Annotated in this window: 18 protein-coding genes; 4 read left to right on the forward strand and 14 right to left on the reverse strand. The window is 28.0% G+C overall.

Annotated features, from left to right (window positions below):
• Nucleotides 1-132 precede the first annotated feature (132 nt).
• From nadC to nadA, 3 genes are read right to left on the reverse strand one after another with little or no spacing between them, the layout of a single operon-like run.
• Nucleotides 133-996, reverse strand: coding sequence for a carboxylating nicotinate-nucleotide diphosphorylase (gene nadC, locus KGF52_RS04520; RefSeq protein WP_227839270.1), 864 nt, complete (start codon nt 994-996; stop codon nt 133-135).
• Nucleotides 977-2278, reverse strand: coding sequence for an L-aspartate oxidase (locus KGF52_RS04525; RefSeq protein WP_227839271.1), 1302 nt, complete (start codon nt 2276-2278; stop codon nt 977-979). Before KGF52_RS04525 ends, nadC begins: the two co-directional genes overlap by 20 nt.
• Nucleotides 2279-2290: 12 nt before the next feature.
• Nucleotides 2291-3205: a quinolinate synthase NadA gene (nadA, locus tag KGF52_RS04530; protein WP_227839272.1), complete on the reverse strand. Its 915-nt coding sequence runs from the start codon at nt 3203-3205 to the stop codon at nt 2291-2293.
• Nucleotides 3206-3624: 419 nt separating this feature from the next.
• Between nadA and KGF52_RS04535 the strand changes: the two genes are divergently transcribed.
• From KGF52_RS04535 to KGF52_RS04545, 3 genes are all read left to right on the forward strand, one after another.
• Nucleotides 3625-5082, forward strand: a complete 1458-nt coding sequence (locus tag KGF52_RS04535; protein ID WP_227839273.1) for a carbon starvation CstA family protein — start codon at nt 3625-3627, stop codon at nt 5080-5082.
• Between the two features lie 224 nt (nt 5083-5306).
• Nucleotides 5307-5735: a hypothetical protein gene (locus KGF52_RS04540; protein ID WP_227839274.1), complete on the forward strand. Its 429-nt coding sequence runs from the start codon at nt 5307-5309 to the stop codon at nt 5733-5735.
• A 61-nt stretch (nt 5736-5796) separates the two neighbouring features.
• The gene (locus KGF52_RS04545; RefSeq protein WP_021385244.1) at nt 5797-6105 is read left to right on the forward strand and encodes a DUF1540 domain-containing protein; all 309 of its coding nucleotides are present in this window, start codon (nt 5797-5799) and stop codon (nt 6103-6105) included.
• A 141-nt stretch (nt 6106-6246) separates the two neighbouring features.
• Here KGF52_RS04545 and KGF52_RS04550 read toward each other — a convergent pair whose 3' ends face one another.
• From KGF52_RS04550 to KGF52_RS04600, 11 genes are all read right to left on the reverse strand, one after another.
• Nucleotides 6247-7269 (reverse strand): AI-2E family transporter, encoded by a 1023-nt coding sequence (locus tag KGF52_RS04550; RefSeq protein ID WP_227839275.1) that lies wholly within the window; start codon nt 7267-7269, stop codon nt 6247-6249.
• A 170-nt stretch (nt 7270-7439) separates the two neighbouring features.
• Nucleotides 7440-7946: an NUDIX domain-containing protein gene (locus KGF52_RS04555; protein ID WP_227839276.1), complete on the reverse strand. Its 507-nt coding sequence runs from the start codon at nt 7944-7946 to the stop codon at nt 7440-7442.
• 60 nt (nt 7947-8006) lie between these two features.
• A complete protein-coding gene (locus KGF52_RS04560; protein WP_227829279.1) occupies nt 8007-8708 on the reverse strand; it encodes a YczE/YyaS/YitT family protein in 702 nt (233 codons plus the stop codon).
• Between the two features lie 217 nt (nt 8709-8925).
• Complete coding sequence (gene buk, locus KGF52_RS04565) at nt 8926-9996, reverse strand: butyrate kinase (RefSeq protein WP_227829280.1); 1071 nt, start codon at nt 9994-9996, stop codon at nt 8926-8928.
• Nucleotides 9997-10049: 53 nt separating this feature from the next.
• Nucleotides 10050-10625, reverse strand: a complete 576-nt coding sequence (locus tag KGF52_RS04570; protein ID WP_227839277.1) for an indolepyruvate oxidoreductase subunit beta — start codon at nt 10623-10625, stop codon at nt 10050-10052.
• 1 nt (nt 10626) lies between these two features.
• Nucleotides 10627-12414 (reverse strand): indolepyruvate ferredoxin oxidoreductase subunit alpha, encoded by a 1788-nt coding sequence (iorA, locus tag KGF52_RS04575; protein WP_227829282.1) that lies wholly within the window; start codon nt 12412-12414, stop codon nt 10627-10629.
• 60 nt (nt 12415-12474) lie between these two features.
• A complete protein-coding gene (locus KGF52_RS04580; RefSeq protein ID WP_227839278.1) occupies nt 12475-13734 on the reverse strand; it encodes an aminotransferase class I/II-fold pyridoxal phosphate-dependent enzyme in 1260 nt (419 codons plus the stop codon).
• 261 nt (nt 13735-13995) lie between these two features.
• Nucleotides 13996-15996: a sigma 54-interacting transcriptional regulator gene (locus KGF52_RS04585; protein WP_227839279.1), complete on the reverse strand. Its 2001-nt coding sequence runs from the start codon at nt 15994-15996 to the stop codon at nt 13996-13998.
• A 12-nt stretch (nt 15997-16008) separates the two neighbouring features.
• Complete coding sequence (locus KGF52_RS04590; protein ID WP_413894727.1) at nt 16009-17835, reverse strand: diguanylate cyclase domain-containing protein; 1827 nt, start codon at nt 17833-17835, stop codon at nt 16009-16011.
• Between the two features lie 83 nt (nt 17836-17918).
• Nucleotides 17919-19760 carry a GGDEF domain-containing protein gene (locus KGF52_RS04595; protein ID WP_227839281.1) on the reverse strand — a complete coding sequence of 614 codons (1842 nt, stop codon included), beginning with the start codon at nt 19758-19760 and terminating at the stop codon, nt 17919-17921.
• 130 nt (nt 19761-19890) lie between these two features.
• Nucleotides 19891-20310: a DUF3785 domain-containing protein gene (locus KGF52_RS04600; RefSeq protein WP_227839282.1), complete on the reverse strand. Its 420-nt coding sequence runs from the start codon at nt 20308-20310 to the stop codon at nt 19891-19893.
• Nucleotides 20311-20635: 325 nt separating this feature from the next.
• On the opposite strand from KGF52_RS04600, the gene KGF52_RS04605 reads away from it, so the two are divergent.
• Nucleotides 20636-20818, forward strand: coding sequence for a hypothetical protein (locus KGF52_RS04605; RefSeq protein ID WP_227829288.1), 183 nt, complete (start codon nt 20636-20638; stop codon nt 20816-20818).
• The last annotated feature ends 101 nt before the right edge of the window (nt 20819-20919 follow it).

Genomic DNA, 20919 nt, shown 5'->3' on the forward strand with positions numbered 1-20919 from the left:
AGCGTTTATCTATATTTATTCAATTACTTTTTTATTATTTTGTCTTTTCAGTTAACTTTAATAAATAAAAAATAGATTACTTAAATTTATCTAACTTATTTAAGTAATCTATTTTAATTATTTATCATATTATTAAATTAAATCTATTTTAATACTTTTATATATATTTCTTAAGTTTTTCATACTTATATCAAGAGCTTTTACTGAGTGTGTAAGCGCTCCCACAGAGACAACATCAACACCAATTTTTCCTATAGATTCTATTGTATCTAAATTTACATTTCCAGAAAACTCTACAACTGCTCTCCCATCTATCATTTCTACAGCCTTTTTTGCTGTCTCTAAATTCATATTATCTAACATTATTATATCTGCTTTAGCCTCTATAGCTTCTTTTACCATCTCTAGAGTTTCCACTTCTACCTCTATTTTTCTGACAAAAGAAGTGTTTTTTCTAGCTAATTCAACTGCATTTTTAACACTACCTGCAGCTCCAATATGATTATCTTTGAGTAATATTCCATCAGATAAATTAAATCTATGATTGCATCCTCCACCTACTTTTACAGAATATTTATCTAAAATTCTAAGATTAGGTATTGTTTTTCTACTATCCAATAGTTTAGTATTTGTACCTTCAAGTTTTTCCACATACATGCTTGTAGTAGTAGCTATTCCGCTCATTCTTTGTAAATAATTTAAAGCTACACGTTCTCCCACAAGTAAGTTTCTAGTATTTCCAGTTAATACAGCTATCTTTTCACCATTATTTACCCTATCGCCATCATTTTTATACAACTCTATCTCTACATCTCCAAGTATTTCAAAAACCCTTTTAAACACACCTAAACCTGCTATTATACCATCTTGTTTACAAATTAAATCTACAGTAGACTTAGAATTTTCATCTACAATAGAATTAGTTGTTATATCCTCACTTGGAACATCTTCTATTAAAGCATCTTGTATCATTTTATCAATAATCAAATAATTCATCGCCAAAATCCTCACTTGTTCTTTCTATTTCTTTTATAACTAATATTTTATTCTCTTCCTTTACTTTTTCCACATCCACATCTATATTTGGTACATCTATAAACTTCACTTCTATACTACCTATAACTGAGTTTATATTTTTAGCTGCTCTTTTTGAAAATACAAGACCTTCAAGTAGTGAATTGCTTGCTAGTCGATTAGCTCCATGAACACCTGTACAACTAATTTCACCTACTGCATATAGGTTCTCCATAGATGTTTTTGAATCTAAATCAACATGTATTCCCCCCATAAAATAATGTTGTGCAGGAGATACCTTTATGTATTCTTTGGTTATATCTGTTCCTCTATTTAAACATTCATTGTATATAAAAGAAAATCTATTAATTAAATATTCACTATCTAAGTGTGTTGCATCTAAGTATACATAAGGTAAATCATCTTTTTCCATTTGTTCAAAAATAGCTTTTGAAACTACATCTCTTGGAAGGAGTTCATCTACAAATCTTTCTTTGTTTTTGTTTAAAAGCTTAGCCCCTTCTCCTCTTAAAGATTCAGATATAAGCATCCTTCTGCCTTCACTATTTTCTTCATAGAAAGCTGTTGGGTGTATTTGAATATATTCTAAATTTTCTATTTTAATATTATTTCTTAATGCTATGGCAATTCCATCACCTGTAAGGTGTCTTTGATTAGTAGAATTTTTAAAAAGTCCACCAATTCCACCTGTAGCTAAAACTACTACCTTTGAAAAGATATGAATTTCTTTTTGAGACTTAAAAATTCTAGCTCCTACACACTTATTACCATCTTTTAATATATCTAAAAGATAAGCATCTTCTATAAGAGTTATATTTTCTCTAGTTTTAGCTTCTTTTAATAGAGTCTTAAAAACAACCTCTCCTGTATTATCTTTGCTATGAACTATTCTATTTACGCTATGAGCTCCCTCTCTTGTATAATCTATCTCTCCATTTTCTTTGTCTAAAGGCATACCATAGTCTACTATTTGACCTACATTTTCTATAGATTCATCTGCAAGAACTTTGACTGCTTCGACCCTATTTTTATACTGACCAGCCTTCATTGTATCTTCTACAAAAGATTCTATATCATCAATATTTCTAGCAGTCGAAATTCCACCTTGTGCAAGATATGTATTATTGTTTTCAATTGTAGATTTTGATACTACTAACACATTTAAATTTTTATCCAAATTTAATGCACAATATAATCCCGAAACACCACTTCCAATTACTAAAACATCCTGTTCTAAATTCATAAGTCTATCCCTCTATCCTTCTGCTAATCTGTGCATATTAAGCAGTGAATTTAAAGCTTTTTCCATAATTTCATCTTCTACAATAACTTCGTTTTCCATATTTTTAAGAGTACTATGCAAATTCTCTAATGTCGTTTTTTTCATATCTGTACATAGTATTCTTCCACCTGGAATATAAAAATTTTTATTAGGATTGTTTTTCTTTAATTCATGTAAGATACCCTCTTCAGTTGCTATTATAAAATCTGTATTTTTGCTGTTAGTAGCATATTTTATTATTCCTGATGTACTCCCTACATAATCTCCTAAGTCTCTTATTTCTTTTTTACATTCTGGATGTACTAATACTTCTGCATCTTTATACTTTTCTTTTAATTCAATTATTTCTTCAACTTTTATATTGTTGTGATATTTACAATATCCATCCCAAAATATAAATTCTTTATTAGGGAATTTTTCTGCAATATATCCTCCTAGGTTCTTGTCTGGAAGGAATATAATTTCTTTATTATCTATGTTTTCTAATATTTTAATTGCACTAGATGATGTAACTGAAACATCACAATGTGCTTTAACTTTAGCTGTAGAGTTTATATAACATACAACCAAAGCATTTGGATACTGTTGTTTTAGTTTTATCACGCCTTCTTCATCTACCATATCTGCCATAGCACATCCAGCATTACTTACTGGCATCAATACAGTTTTTTCAGGTGATAATATCTTAGCACTTTCTCCCATAAATCTCACACCACAAAATACAACCACTTCTTCTTTACAATCTCTAGCAATTTCACTTAAGTAATACGAATCTCCAACTGCATCTGCTAATTCTTGTATTTCTGGTGGTTGATAAAAATGAGCAAGTATTATTGCATTTTTTTCTTTCTTTAGCTCTTTGATTTGATATGTTAAATCTTTATCCATAATTGCACCGCTTTCTATATGTACTAGTGTATATACACCTGTAAATTCATTATATCACTTGACTATTTTTTCTTCAAGAATTTTAGACCTCTTAATATTGTTAAGATATAGACACTTACACTATCAATTGATTTATCATTTTTTCATAGCTATTTAAATTATTTTTTTGTATTTTTTAATTTTTTGTAGAATATTATCAGAATATTTTTTATATTCTTTCTCGTTATAATATTGAATTTTTTTCCAAATACATGTATACTAAGTGCATGATTATGTATATGTATTTATTTCTGAAATTATATTAGTTTTAATACTTTATAGAATTTGTAAGCACTTTAAGTATAAAATCTTATAAAAACTTACACATTCAGATAATATGTATACAGAATCCAAAAAAATTTTATAAATGGGGTGATGTTATGACAACATTCTTAATTGGTTTGGCTATTTTACTAATAGGAGGTGCTTTATACGGCGCTTATTGTGAAAAAGTATTTGGCCCAGATGACAGAAAAACACCTGCACTTGCTCAAAGTGATGGAGTAGACTATGTTCCAATGAAAAAATGGAAAAATAGTCTTATTGAGTTGCTTAATATAGCTGGTACAGGACCGATTTTAGGACCTATACAAGGTATTTTATTTGGTCCAATTGCATTTATACTAATTCCTATTGGTTGTGTATTGGGGGGAGCTTTACATGACTATATGAGTGGAATGATTAGTATAAGAGAAAAAGGAGCACAGATGCCTTCTCTTATCAGCAGCTTTTTAGGTAATAAGGTCTTTCAAGTTTATAATATCTTCCTTTGCTTATTAATGCTTTTAGTTGGTGCAGTTTTTATTTATACACCTGGAGATTTGGTAGTTACTCAAATTTTAAATATGAAATCAACTATCAATAATCCAGTCGTTTGGATAGTTTATGGAATCATCTTTGTATATTATTTATGTGCAACACTATTTCCAATTGATAAAATAATAGGAAAAATATATCCAATATTTGGAGCCATTCTACTTTTATCTGCTGCTGGCGTTGGAATTGGAATATTTACACAAGGTTATGACTTAGCTAATTTAAGCCTAGCAAACTGGAAGGGCATCCATCCTAATGGAATTCCTCTTATCCCTACATTCTTTGTTACAGTTGCTTGTGGTATTGTTTCTGGATTCCACTCAACTCAAGCTACTCTTATAGCAAGATCAGTTTCAAATGAAAAAGAAGGTAAGAACACTTTTTATAATATGATGATTTTAGAAGGTTTAATTGCAATGATTTGGGCTGCAGCTGCTATGGGTATTTACAATAAAGGAATACCTAGTGAATTAATAGGTTCTCCTGATGTAATAGGTTTAGTTGCTAGAGACTTACTTGGTTCTGTTGGCGGTATTATAGCTATAATAGGTGTTATTGTTTTACCAATAACTTCTGGAGATACAGCTTTAAGATCTTTAAGATTAATGCTTGCAGATTACTTCCATTATGACCAAAAAGAAAAGAAACATCGTGTTATATTATCAATCTGTATATTTATTCCTGTTATAGCCATCCTTATATTTGCAAAACTTAGCGCTTCTGGATTTAATATATTATGGAGATATTTTTCTTGGAGTAACCAAACTATTGCTATATTCGCATTTGCTATGATTACAGTTTATCTTATAATCAAAGAAAAAAATTATATCATAAGCTTAATCCCAGGTATGTTTTATTCTTTTGTAATTTCTAGTTATATATTCAATGCTCAAATTGGATTCAACCTAAGTATAAACATATCATATATTTTAGCTACCATTTTTACTGTTTTATATGCGGTTTTAACTGTATACTATGGTAGAAAACTAAAAAACAAAACGGATACAAATCTAGCTAGTTAAATATAAATATTATTAGATTTTTATTAAAACTTTTAATTTTAAATAATTCAATAAAAAGAGGCTGTCTCAAAATAGAGATTAGCCTCTTTTTTATTAGACACATTAATAAATAAACAGATACCTTTTATTGGAATATTTATCCTATATATCTAATATAAATAAATAAAAGATTTAAAATAATCTACTTGTTTATATACTCAAAATAATTTTTTGGAGGAATACTTATGAATAATAAATTACATGAACTAGAAAAAAATTTACCAGAAACATCTTGTTCTTTTTGTACACACCTTTCATTGAAGGGGCCTAGCCTAGATTACAGATATGATATTAAATGTGTTATTTCAGATACCAAACCTGATTTTAGAGGATGCTGTGAATATTTTGAACCAGAATATACAGACTTAAATACAGGAGATTTAGACAATCTATACATAAACTTTCTTGAAACATGCCTTAAGGTAAACTATAATGATTATATTAATTCTATATATTGGAAGTTGTTTAGAGAAAGAGCTTTGCTAGAAAATAACTTTAAATGTTCTATATGTGGTTCAACTGAAAATATTGATGTGTATCATGTTAATAAAAATTTAGGAAGAGAAACTTCTGAAGATGTAATTGTTAAATGTAAGAAATGTAATTGTAAATAAGTGTATAAAATTTAAATAACTTCACATAATAAGTTTAAATAAAAAACTTAGGAGGTTATTTATGAAAAATAATAATTTAAATTGTGACGCTACTAACTGTGCTTATAATACTAGTGGATATTGTTATGCTGGTAGCATAAAAGTAGATGGAATGCAAGCAACTACTACAGGAAATACTTATTGTGCTTCTTTTGAAGACAAATATACATCTGGTATAACTAGTCGTTCTAATGACACTAACCAAGTTGATACAGATAATATTCACTGTGAGGCTGTAAAATGTAAATACAACAAAAATGAACTTTGCAAGGCTGAAAAAGTTCATATAAACTCAGGAAATGCAAGCTGTGAAACTTTTGAAATGAAATAATTTCATTGATACTTAACTATATAGTGTTTATAAAAAATAAAATGGAACCTATAAAACAGACACCTTTTAAAAGATATCTATTATAGGTTCTTTTTTACAATTAAATCATTATGTATTAGTAAATTAACATCATATAAGTTATCATCTTGAGGTAAACTTCACACCAAATATATCCATAAGGAACATAAATATTGGAACTCCAATTAATAATCCCCATACACCTAAATAATGCTCTCCCACAAGTAAAATAATGAAAACAAAGCAAACTGGAAGTTTTGTTCTATTTGACATCAACTTAGGATTTAATATATATGTTTCCACTGCATGCACTATACAAATCATAGCCAAAACACCAAATACTTTTGCTACCCCTCCTATATTAAGTGCTATTACTGTTAATGGAATTAGAGACACTATAACTCCAGCTACTGGAATAAGACCCAAAACAAAAATCATAAGCCCTAAAGCCCATATTTGAGGAAAACCCATAAATCCTAAAAAAATCATAGAAACAATAGAATTTATAAATGCAATCATTACTTGTACTTTCATTACATCGCCAAAATTTTTCACAAAACTTTTTCCAAAAAATACAAGAGAATTATAGATGAAAGATATCTTACTTTCTGCAAGTTTATTTCCAAATTTTTTAATATCATTTTTTTCAAGTAAAAGCAGTAAACTCAGTAAAAAAGCTAGTAATATATTTATCCCAAAACTTCCAACTTTGGTTGCTGCCGATGCTATTAACAATCCTGCCTGTGAAATATACTTATTAAAATCCAACTTTGAAACAATAGGATAAATCTTTGGCCCTAAAGACTGAGCAAATTGATTTACATCAAAATTACTTAAAATCCTGCTTAACTCTGTAAGTTGAACTATAATTATTGGCACAACTGCATAACTAATCAATACTAATAATATAGCAAATAATGAATATAATACTATAATTATCAATGAATCAGGAATATAGAAAGAAAATAATTTCCTAATTCTTTTTCTTATGGAAACCAATAAATTATAAAAAACAAAAGTCATTATAAATGTTAAAAGCACCATATTTAACATATACCAAAATGTAATTAAAATAATCACTACCACAGATATAGAAACAATCTTATATTTTGAACTCTCAGATGTCAATTCTTTGTTATTCTCCACATCATAATCCTCCCCAAATTTTTACTACTTAACAATCAAACTTATTACTCTAATTCTAAAATCTAATTAGGATAACATTAAAAATAATGTATTAATTCTCCCTAATAAAACATTAAATTTTAGAGAAGATAATTTTAGATAGTACATACTTATATCTAATTCTGTCTACATTATATATTTAAATCATAATTATCTATATCAGATAGTAAATCATATATCTCTGGATATTCAAAAAATAAGCCTTCTTTTAACAATTGTCTTATTTCACCTGTACTTACCCATTTTATATCACTTACTTCTTCTTTTTGCAAAATTGCATTTGATACATCATACTCTTTTTTAACTAAATATACATCCCAAAGAGTATCTCCATGAATCATACTTCTAAAAATCTTTATCTCATCTTTGGATATATCAATTCCTATTTCTTCCTTAGCCTCACGAATTGCACCATCTAAACTTTCTTCTCCAGAAACAATACATCCAGTTGTCATACCCCATATATTTGGCAATGTCTTTTTGTTTTTAGACCTTTTCTGAATTAAAATCTGAGAATTACTATTTACAATCCACACTTCAACTGCTAAATGATAATATCCTTCTTCAATAGAATTATCTCGCTCTATAACATTTCCTGTTTTACTTCCATCAGCATTATACAAATCCCATAATTCCACTTTCAAATCTCCTTACTTTCATTATAAATTTAAATAAAATATAAATATATTTTAGTATAATTAATTTTGTTCATTTTTTATTACAATGCTTGATTTGCACTCATGTGTATCACTTTTCTTTTCTTTCCACTCTTTTATGTCATCTATAATGAATCTATGTTTAAGAGATTTTGTATCAAACTTAAATATCCTAAACACTATTTGTAATACATATCCTAACCCTAAAGCACTTACAAGTGTCCCTATTCCTACAGAACCTCCTAATAGCCAACCAGCCACAAGTGCTAATATTTCAAGAATTGTTCTAACAAGACGTACAGACCTATTAGTTTTTTTCTGAAGGGCAATCATAAGACCATCTCTTGGACCACTTCCAAGGCAAACACCTAAATATAGAAAGCTTGCTATAGCAGCTAATATAATTCCTATAACAACCATAAATACTCCTATATACGTATTACTTGCATGAGGTATCACTCCTGAAAATATTACTAAATCAATAAAAATTCCTATAAAAGTCATATTTAACAAGGTACCCCATCCTATATTTTCGCCAAAAACTGCATCCAATATAACGATTATAACACCTACTATTATGGATGCCTGACCTATAGTTATACCTAATTTTATAGATAAACCTTGGTGAAGTACATCCCAAGGCATCAGACCAACATGTGCATTAATCATAAGCACCGAAGAAATTGCAAATATAAAAAAACCCGAAAACAACCTTATCATACTTTTTAAATTAATTTTTCCCATTAAAAATCACTCCCCATAATAATAATAACAATAAATACCAATAAAATATATATATAAGTACAAAATTTTACAGAATTTTTCATTATTTTAATATATAATTTCAACTATAAAAAAAGTGGCAATCCATATTTTACACATCCCCACCTATATTCTAAGCTTTAGTGTAAAAAACAGATATACCACTTTTCTAGTATTTAAACATTTTTAGTTACTTTAATTAATTTTCACTATAAATTCTAGCTTCTTCTTCTCCATTTAGCACTCTAAGAGTTCCAAAAGCAAGTGATTCTAATTCATTTTCTCCTGCCATAATTTCTACTGGTGCTATAAATTCAACTCTCTTTTTAACCATTGAAGTAAACATTTCAGAATATGCAATTCCACCTGTTATAATTATAGCATCAACTTTTCCATCTACTACAGTTGCTAATTCCCCAATCCCTTTTGCTAATTGGTATGCCATTGCTTCATAAATAATTTTGGCTTCTTCATTTCCCTCTGCTATCATCTTTTCAACTTCTCTAGCATCTACAGTATTTAAATATGAAACTATACCACCTTTACCTCTTATCTTTTTAGTCATTTCTCTTTCTGAGCATTGACCTGAATAACAAGCAGCTACTAATTTTGTAGCAGGAACTCTTCCTGATCTTTCTGGTGAAAATGGTCCTTCATCATCAGATAACATATCAACCATTCTTCCTTTTTCATGAAGATAAATACTTACTCCTCCACCAATATGAGCTACTATTAAGTTTAAACTCTTGTAATCTTTACCTCTATCTTTAGCATATTTTAAAGCCATTGCTCTAGTATTTAGTGCATGCCCTGCGCTTGCTCTATCCATTCCACAAAGCCCAGATACTCTTGCTATATCTATAAGTTCGTCTACTGCAACAGAATCATAGATATATGAGTTTATTCCAAGTGGTTCTGATATTGCATGTGCAACAACTGCTCCTAAATTTGAAGCATGCTCAAGTACTGGTCTATGTTTAAGTACATCAATCATTTCTTCATTTACTAAATATGCTCCTGATTTTACTGGTGGTAAAACTCCACCTCTTCCAACTATTGCACTAAGAGATTTTAAATCTATATTATTTTCTTCAAGAATACTTAAAACTGCCTCTTTACGCATTTCAAATTGGTCTTGAATTGTATTATATTTTGCAATCTCCTCAGCTGGATGGTCTATCGTCTTCACAAAAATTTGTTCTTCTCCATCATATACTCCTATTTTTGTAGAAGTAGAACCTGGATTTATGGCTAATATTCTATAAGTCATACTTTTCTTCCTTTCACATTAATTTCTATAGTTTATCCTATATATATTATAAACTATTTGCCAATCATTTCCATACCTTCATGGAAAGCTTTTATATTTAACTCGACAAATTTTGGTTTAACATTTTCACTTATAATTTTTTCCCAGTCAATAGATTCTAGTTCCATAGATTTAACTAGACATCCTAATAAAATAACATTCATTATCTTTGCATTTCCTAACTCTTCAGCTTTATCTGCTGCATTTATCACTTTTGCATTTAATCTATTTAATTCCGCATCTATGTCTTTTTCTTGATATTCAGCTCCTCCGATTAAAACAGTCATAGAATCTATTCTATGATTATTTACTAAAGCTTTTCCTTCTGGTTTTAGATAATTAAACCATCTTAGAGCTTCCATCTTTTCAAAAGATACTAAGATATCTGCTCCTCCAATTTCTATAACTGGAGAATGAACACAATCTCCATATCTAACTTGTGAAGAAACTGAACCTCCTCTTTGGCTCATACCATGTATCTCACTCATTTTTACATCATATCCAGCTTCCATCAATCCCATAGTTAATAATTTACTAGCAAGTATAGTTCCTTGACCTCCTACACCTACCAAAAGTATACTCTTAGTCATATTATTTTTCCTCCTTAACTATTGCTTGTTTTGGACAAACTTGTGAACATACTCCACATCCTACACACTGATTTCTATCTATATTTGATAATTTATTTTCTTTATCAAATGATAGTGCTGGACATCCAGTTTTTAAGCATAATTTACATCCTATACACTTATCATGGTCAACCTTACACTTAGTTTTAAATGGATTATCAAACTCTTCTATATCTTCTTTAGAGAATTTCTTAAGTACACATGGCCATCTTGTGATTATTACAGATGGTTCATCTTCTATAGCCAAAGCCCAATCTAAAGCTTCATTTACTTCTTTTAGATTATTAGGGTCTATAACTCTTACATGTTCTATTCCACAAGCTTTAACTAATCCTTCTATGTCAACATCTTTAGTTTTATCACCTTGTAAAGTATATCCTGAACCTGGATTTTCTTGATGTCCTGTCATTCCAGTTATTCTATTGTCTAATATTACTGATATAGAGTTACCTCTATTGTAAACTACATCTAAAAGACCATTTATTCCTGTATGGAAGAAAGTTGAATCTCCAAGTACACCTACTAATCTCTTTTCATTTCCTTCTTTCATATTAAGAACTTTTTGAGCACCATGTGCAGTTCCAAAAGCAGAACCCATACAAACAACATAATCTATTCCATTATATGGAGGAGCAAATCCAAGAGTATAACATCCTATATCTCCACCAACTATTAAATTTTTTCTCTTTCCAAGTTCATAGAAGAATCCTCTATGTGGACATCCTGCACAGAAACTTGGCGGTCTTGGTGTTACTAATTCAGCTTTATATTCTATAGTATCATTTGTTTTTCCAAATATAGCTTTTCTTAAAACATCTGGTGTCATTTCTCCATATGGAGGTATTACATCTTTTCCAATACAATCTATCCCATATGCTTTTATTTGTTCTTCTATAAATGGGTCGTTTTCTTCTATTACATATATTTTATCTACTTTGTCTGCAAATTCTTTTATTTTTTCATAAGGTAATGGATTTGTAAATCCTAACTTCATATATGATGCATTTTTTTCAAATACTTCTTTAGCAAAATTACAACACATACCTGAAGCTATAACACCTATTTTTGTATCATTTATTTCATAGTAGTTTAAGTCAGTTTCATTTGAGAATTTTTTAAGAATTTCCATTCTCTCTTCAACAACGCCTCTTCTTATTTGAGCATTTGCTGGAACAGTAACCATTTTTTTAGCATTTTTCACATACTCTTTAATTTCAACTTCTTCTCTATCATAGCACTCTACTAAACCTTTTGAGTGACAGAGTCTTGTTGTAACTCTATATAAAACTGGTGTATCGTATTTTTCACTTACTTCAAAAGCTTCTTTTATCATATCTTTAGCTTCTTGGCTAGTTGATGGTTCAAATAAAGGTATCTTTGCAAACTTTGCATACATTCTATTGTCTTGTTCATTTTGAGATGAATGCATTCCCGGTTCATCTGCAGTAATAAGTACCATACCACCATTTACGCCTGTATATGCATAAGTAAATATTGGATCCGCTGCAACATTTACACCAACATGTTTCATAGAAGCCATAGTTCTTGCTCCTGCAATTGAACCCCCTATAGCAGCCTCAAGTGCTACCTTTTCGTTTGGAGCCCATTCTGCAACTATTGCATCTTTATATGTTGCTAAATTTTCTAGTATTTCTGTACTTGGAGTACCTGGATATGCAGATGCATATTTAACACCAGCCTCATAGGCTCCACGTGCAATTGCCTCATTACCTGTCATCAATTGTTTCATATAAAATTCCCTCCATCTACAATTATTAAATTCATAGTCCACCCAATTTGTTCAATGAAATTAATTATTTATTTTTACTTCTAAACTTTCAAGTGCTTCTTTTATAATACTTGGTGCTTTCTTACATTTTTCTTCTGAAACTGCACAAACTGCAAATCTTAATCCCATTTTCAATGGAATTGCGAATACACTGTGTTTAGTTAACTCTTCACATACTTCTCTTGGATTATCACATGGTATACTTACAAAGAAACCTGCTATATATGGAAGAATTTCTAATCCTACTCTTTCAGCTTCTTTTACAAATACATCTGCTCTTCTAGTCAGCATTTTTTTGTATACTTCTTTTTCATCCTCATATTCTTTGAATTTTTTAGGGTCATTCACAATATTAGATAGAACTTCCATAGCACTTCTATTACAATTCGACCAGTTTGCTCTACATGAATGAACACATGAATAATGGAATTCTTCAGCTACATCTTCACTTGAAGATATACAAATTATAGCTCCCATTCTCATTCCATAAGCTGTAAATCCTTTTGACATACTAAAACCAACTAATACAAGAACGTTTTCAGGCAAGTTAGAAAATTTCTTAAAGAATTTTCTACATACATCATCATCGCCTGCAAAGTCAATATATGCTGAATCTACGAAAAATATTATCTTTTTATCTTTATCTTTTGCAACTTCTTTTGATAAGTCTAATATTTTATCCCACTCATCATCTGCAACACTATATCCTGTTGGATTGTGAGCTGGTGTATTTATAATTGTAAAAACTCTTCCTTGTTTTTCTGCTATATTCACAAAATTTTCTTTGAATGAATCAAAATTAAACTTTCTATTTTCATCAAACAATTGGTAGTTTACTACTTTTCTATTAGCTTCTTCAGCTATACTAACATATGGACTCCAAAACCAATCAGATGTTAAAACTTCGTCACCTTCATTTGTATAATTCCATACTGCTAGTTTTATTGCACCACTTCCTCCCGGTGAAGCTAATACTCTTATATGTCCTTCTGGTAAGTAATCTCTGAAAAATACTTTTTTAACTGCTTCTAAGTAGTCTGGCTGACCTTCAAGAGCTGCATATGCACCTATGTCACAGTTATCTAATGCTTTATATTCATCATATACAGTTTTCATTGTTATTAATTTTCCTGAGTCATCCATTAGAGCGCCTATTGTTGCATTTATTACATTATCCATACCTAAAGCTTTTTCTGCTGCTTGAGCTCTTCCAGATAAGCTAAATATAACATCATTTTCTTTTGGCCACACTGCATGCTTACCAACCATACTTTGACTCATACCATCACCCCTAAAATTGTATTTACTCTCACATTTATATTAAGCAATTAGCATGCCAACAAATTTAACTTTATGTAAAACTACTTTTGTTTAGAATTCTGATTTTTTTCACTACTAAAATTAAGTATTTAAGTTATTTTTCTTATAAATCTATGTGCTTGTCTGAAAAAATAAAATTCCACAAAAAAATAATGTTAATTTTTCTTAACATTCGTTCTGAAAAATTAACATTACTTCAAAATAATCTATATGTAATTATATCTAAATATTTTTATTATATTTTTTCCATAAGGATGTTCTACTTATTCCAAGAACTTGTGCTACTTCATTTTTGGAAAGCCCCTGAGCAAAAAGCATGCTTATTATTTTTTCTTCAACATATTTATTTACTTCTTTTATATCTATACTTACCTTACCATCATTCATCTTACTTATATCTATGACTTTATCTGTGGTTTCCATACTTGCTGTTGTTTCAACATTAAATTCTTCTATACTAGAACTAGGTACTGCTTCTTTAGCCTTAAAGTTTTGCTCTTTTCTTAATTTAATTTTTCCTGTCACAACATACTTTTGAGCTATTGTTTTTAGCTCTCTCACATTTCCAGGCCAACTATAATTATACAGCGCATCTATCTCATCCTTAGTTAGAGCAAAATTTTCATCTATACTGTTTATTCCATTTAAACCATCATCCTTTAGCACTTCATTTACAAAATTATTGAACAATGGTATTATATCTTCTCTTCTATCTCTTAAAGGAGGGATGTTTATCTCTAGACTACTTAATCTATAAAATAAGTCAGCTCTAAATGTACCCATAACTATTTTTTCTGTTAAAAATTCATTGGTAGCTGCTATGATTCTAATATCCAAAGGTATTATATAGTCAGAGCCAATTCTCATTATTTGTCGTTCCTCTATTACTCTTAATAGTTTTGTCTGAATATTAAATGAGAGACTGTTTATTTCATCAAGAAAAAGAGTTCCTCCATGAGCAAGTTCAAATAACCCTCTTTTTCCACCTTTCCTAGCACCTGTAAATGCACCTTCTTCATATCCAAAAAGCTCACTTTCAAGTAAGTTTTCTGCTATAGTAGCACAGTTTATGGCCACAAAAGGTCTATCTTTTCTTTTGCTTATGTTATGTATACTATGAGCTATAATTTCTTTACCAGACCCACTTTCTCCATAAAGTAGCGTTGTATAATCACTTTTTCCGATTTTTTTAGCTTCTTCAATAAATTCCTTAGTTAATTTATCTTTAAATAAAAAATCATCAAAAGTATATCTAGCATATAGACCTTTTTGATTTAAATCAAATCTTATTTTTCTTTCTAAATTTTGCAGTTTAGTTATATCTTGTATTATTCCTAAAACTCCATAAGTGCTATCATCTACTTTTATTAATGTTGTTCTAGTATTAACAATCAAGTTGTTTATATTCCTTATCTTTCTATCTTCTGCATCATCTTTTTCATGTAGACAATCTAATAGCCATCCCATTTTTGGAAATACATCTAGAATATATTTATTAAGTGCACATTTCCTTTCTACTTTAAGCATGTTTTTTGCACTTTCATTGTACAAAATTATACTTCCGCTACTATCTATAGCAATTACTCCATCTTTTATACCATCTAATATATTTCTCAATACTTCATTATTAAACTTTTCCTCGCCTAATGTATCTAATAATTTCTTACAATACTCAACAGCTTCTCTTATAGATTCGTCACTGGCAGTTGCAAATACACTATCAATACCATATTGTCTTGCAAAGGAGCATGCCAAACCTCCACCAACTATTACAACTTCATCTTTTTGGTCTCTATATTTTATAACCTTACTTCTTATTTCGTATTTGGATTCAAACCATTCTTCAGTTATTTCAGTACTTATGACATTTCTCCAACCAACATAATCAAAAGAAACTTCATTATCTCCAAGTATTAATACTACTTTTTTAGAATATCTCTTTGCCATTTCTATTGCTCTTAGAAGGTCAGTTGATTTCATATTCATGGGTATTACAGGTACACTTACTGTGTCTATTACTAAACTATAACCTCCACCTCTACCGATTATAGCTTGAGCACCTTTCTCAACAAGTATACGTCCTTGATTTTCCATTAAATCAAGATTAAGTATGTCGATTATTATAGTTCCATTTTCTACATCTTCTCTATATAATTCTTCTATTCTTTCTTTTAATTCAATATCAGAGGCTATAATTCCTATCTTCTTTTGCAATAAAATCACCTCAATTTTAAATTATAGTATATACTGATTTCTACCTGCTTTTTTGGATTTATATAGGTTTTTGTCTGCATCTTCAATTAATATTTCGACATCTTTTCTACTACAACATCTTTTTATACTTACTCCAGCACTTATAGTCACATAATTTTCTACTTTAGAGTATATATGTTCAATTCCTTCAAATTCAAGAAGTTTAAAAACTCTTTTAATATATATTTCTATCTTATCGATTTCTTCAACATTTATTGATTTTATAGAATCTACTAATATTAAGATTTCCTCTCCTCCATATCTAATTATGTGTTCAGTAATATCTATAAATACATTTTTTATAATATCAGTTACTTTAATTATAACTTTATCTCCTGCTGGATGACCATAGTTATCATTATAGCTTTTAAAATAATCTATATCAATCAATATTGCCATCATATTTTTATCTCTACCTTCATTGAATAAATTCAATTGCTGTTCTAAGTATCTTCTATTATATAGTCTAGTTAGTCCATCAGTTAAAATATCATTTTCCAATTTCTTATTATCATCTACAAGTAATCTTAAACTTTCTTGTTTTTGTCTTAACTCATATTGTTTATGAATACCTTGTGATGTTTTATAAGAATTGTTTTTTTCCCACTTATCTGAATACCAATCCATACTTTTATAATATTCAATTGCTAGTTTGAACTCTTTTTTCAATTCATATCCTTTTGCTATTAGACCATAAAACATCGACATTTTTTTAGGATTTAATGAGCTTTTTTTAACTAAGTTTAAACCTTTTAAATAATATCTTATTCCTTCATCTACATTGTTAAATTTTATATATAAATCTCCATACAACTTATAAATATAATCTAATTTAGAATTATATATAAAAACATCTCCAAAACTTTTATATATGTTTTTTGATAAAATCAAATATGCATTTACTCTTTCAAAATTACAAGTATCTTTCTTTAACTCAATTTCGGCTGAATATAAAAATATGAATGAATACAAATAATCTTTATATACACCTTCAACAACATCCATCAGTTTTATAGTTTTTTCTAAAACAACTTCTGCTTCTTTATTCATATCTTCTCTTAAATATGCCCATATAAGGTCTATTTTTATTGCTACTCTTTCAGTTGAACATACTGAATTATTATTATGTGCAACATCTAGTGCATTTTTTATATACTTTATAGCTTCTCTGTTATTCCCACTTTCTAAATAACAGAGGCTTATTATACATTTGCAAAAAGCTTCTATAGAATATAGATTATTTTCCTGGGCTAGTCTTAGACATTCAATCAAGTACTCCATACTTTTTATAAAGTTGTTAAATAAGTATAGATATACCCTACCAAATATATAATTTGCTCTACTTACAAGAACTTTATTTTTTAATTTTTTAAAAAAAGATACTTCCTCTACTAAGAGTACTACTTCAGATTTAGTTTTATATAATGCACTTATTTCTACACATAAACTCATATTGAACAAAACCAATAATTCATTCAAACGTTGTTGTTTTATAATTTTCTTGGCTAAAAAATAAAAATGATTTGCTTTATCATATTTTTTTATAGAAATAGCAGATAGAGTAAGATAAATATAAATCTTAGATATTATATCTGCATCATCTTTTAATGATAATTGTTTAATATCTTTTAGTGAATCCATCAAATAGTTATACGATGCTTCTCTATCTTTTTTTACATAGTTTATTAGACTAATTAAATATAAAATATATACTTTATCTTTAGCATCTATTTTTGTATTTAAAAGGTCTTTGTGATAATCCAAGATGTAGTTTAAATCGGTTAAATTTAGATAGAACTTAGTCAACATATCATATTCTATCTTTTTTATATTTCTCTTTAAATCTTCTATTAAACTCCCTTTCAAGTAAATCACCAATCCTATTTCAACAATTAAAAATTCTTAAAATCATAATAATGCAAACATCTATTTCTTCCATTTTGTTTTGCTTTGTATAAGGCTTTATCCGCATTTTCAATTATTTCACTTATATCTATACTACTATTTTTACATGTATCAATACCAATACTAATCGTCAAATTATCATTCAAGAATTTTTTTACAACCTTACATAACTTTTTTCCAAATACCTTGCTTTTTCTATAATCTTTGCATATAGACAATATTAAAAATTCCTCTCCTCCATACCTTATAACAGACATGTCCTCTTTTAAATATTTTTTTATTATCATAGTTATATTTTTAAGAGCAACATCGCCATTATAATGACCATGAGTGTCATTGTATTCCTTAAAATAATCTACATCTATCATAAATGCAGTACTGTATTCACTAATCTCTTGTTTTTCTAAAAAATTATTCAAATATACCCTATTATAAGCATTTGTCAAAGGGTCGATGTATTTTTTCTTATCTAAATCGAGTTTTATTTTTTTCATATTATTTATTTCTTTTTCGATATGTTCATGTCTATAATTTAAAGAGTCTATATAATTTCTATTCCTAGCTTTCATATACATCTGTTTTAACTCATAGTACATTTTAAAGTATTTCATACTCATTTCATAATCTTGTATCTTCTCAAAACACATGTGTATAGTTTTATATGCTTCTTTTACATAATTATAATTTTTAGCCTCTTTAGCCTTTTCAAGAAGCTTTTTGCTTGTAATTAAAGCATTTTCATAATTTTCAAATATATAATATATATTAACCTGATGATAAATTAATTCTAAATCATATATTATATACTCCTCTACACTATTTATGTTATTTAATAAACTCTTAGCCCGATTTAAATAACAAGTTGATTGCTCAAATGATTTCTCATTACTTTCTGTATAGTACATAGCTAGATTTATACATAAGTCTAATTTTTCTACTTCTTTTAAATCTTGATTCTTAAATTTTTCCAAATATACTTCAGATTTTGCTAAATTATTTATAGCACCTGAATAGTCTTTAGTTTTTATTAATAATTTAGTTATATTATTTGATGCTCTATACTTTTGAATCATATTTACGTTTGTATATTTCTTATTCTTTATTACTTCATTAAAGTATTCTCTTGCTCCTTCATAATTTTCAAATGAACATTCACATTCCCCTAGCTTTATATCGCATAGTGAGCATACTTCTATATCTTTTGATAAGTCTGCATATTTTCTTGCTTTTAAGAAATTCATTTTAGCAATTAATGCATCATCTAAAAATAAAAAATATATCTTCCCAATTATAAAAAAATATATTTTCTTACAATTAAAATCATTAGTTTCTTTTACTTTTATATATAAGTCTTCTATTTCCTTAATTATTATAGAAGAATCAATACATTTACTTGCTTTAATATAAATCAATTGAGATTCAAAAATAATTTCTTCAACTAAAAAGTTGCTATCCTTACAAATAAGATTAAATTTATCTATATATAGATTTGCTCTATTTACATCTTCATTCTTTAAACTTAAAATAGCTATTTGTGAATAAAATCGTGCTAAAAACACATAATCTTTAGGTAAGTATTGTTCAATATATTTACAGGAAATCAAAATATACTTTTTCATTTTTTCACTAAATCCTTGAATACCATACAGTAAAGCTATCAAAAAATTTAATTTTAATAACATTAAACTACTTTGTTCAGTTTTATAGTAATTAATTGAATTGTTAATTTCATCAATTCTTTTTTCAAAAAAGTCATTATTATTTAATAGTTTCTCATTCAAGGTCAGTTTAAACATTGAGTCTAAAATTATACTATCTATATCTTCCAAATATTTATTATATATTGTAACCCACCTCCGACTTTCATTATCTCATAAATTTAGTAATTTTCCATACTATTTTTAAAAAAAGTCGGTGTCTCAATTTAGAAATTTCTCCTAAATTAAGACATAAGTTACCCTAAACTATACAATTTTCTATTTGAATTATATAATCTTGACAATTTTCGCAAATTATCACACTTACAATGTAACTATTATCAACTTTATTTGCTCTTGATAATTTATTAAAAGACATCCCTTTATAATCATTAGATATATTACTTATTACATATTTTCCATCTTTACTAAAAATATAAAAATGATATTCTAAAAATGGAAAGAATTTCTTCTTTTCTTTTACACCCTCTAAGCATAATGGGCATGCTTCTTGATAGTATTCTATATCAAAATCAACCTCTTCTGATTCATTAAGTATCTCAATTATTTTTGGAATACTTATTCCTTGAATTGGACTTTCTTCATCATTTATTAAGCCACTGCAATTATCCTCTTTTAATGAATATTCCTTATCTTCATAAATAAACTTGTACGAACTCATATTATATCCTCCTAATAATTATTAATCTCCCAAGTTATTCTACCACTTAAACATTCTTAATAAAAGTAATTGTTATATAATTTTATAATATTTGTAATTAAGTAAGTTATATATATATATTGTATACATATAACTTGCTTAATTATCTTAAAACCCAATTTTACGTTTTGAACATCCAGTTTTTCAAAACCTATTGTCAAAATTCACTTTACCTATTAATATAAGGATATAAATATAGAGATTGAATATAAATGTAACACACTTAACTATTTTATAAGATACGATTTAGTATCAAATTTTATATATTGTATAGGGGGAGATACAGATGTATAAAGATAAAAGTGATGAATGTATACACTTAATGACTGCATATATTGATAGCATAAGTGGATATTATTCATTTATAGACACACAATTAGATGACTTTATGTTGAAGTATGGTGAAAACATTGTTGATTCAAATTTACATAGCATTATGATGTTGCTCTGTAAATGGGGATTAGCCTAACATTTTGAGCAACTTTTTTGTATATTGTATTCTATATTATTTATTCATTAATAAAAAAGAAATTGACATAAATTTAAAAGCTATATTGAAAGGCTATATAT

The organism is Clostridioides sp. ZZV15-6597 (assembly GCF_020657815.1).
In the GTDB taxonomy this organism is placed as follows: domain Bacteria; phylum Bacillota; class Clostridia; order Peptostreptococcales; family Peptostreptococcaceae; genus Clostridioides.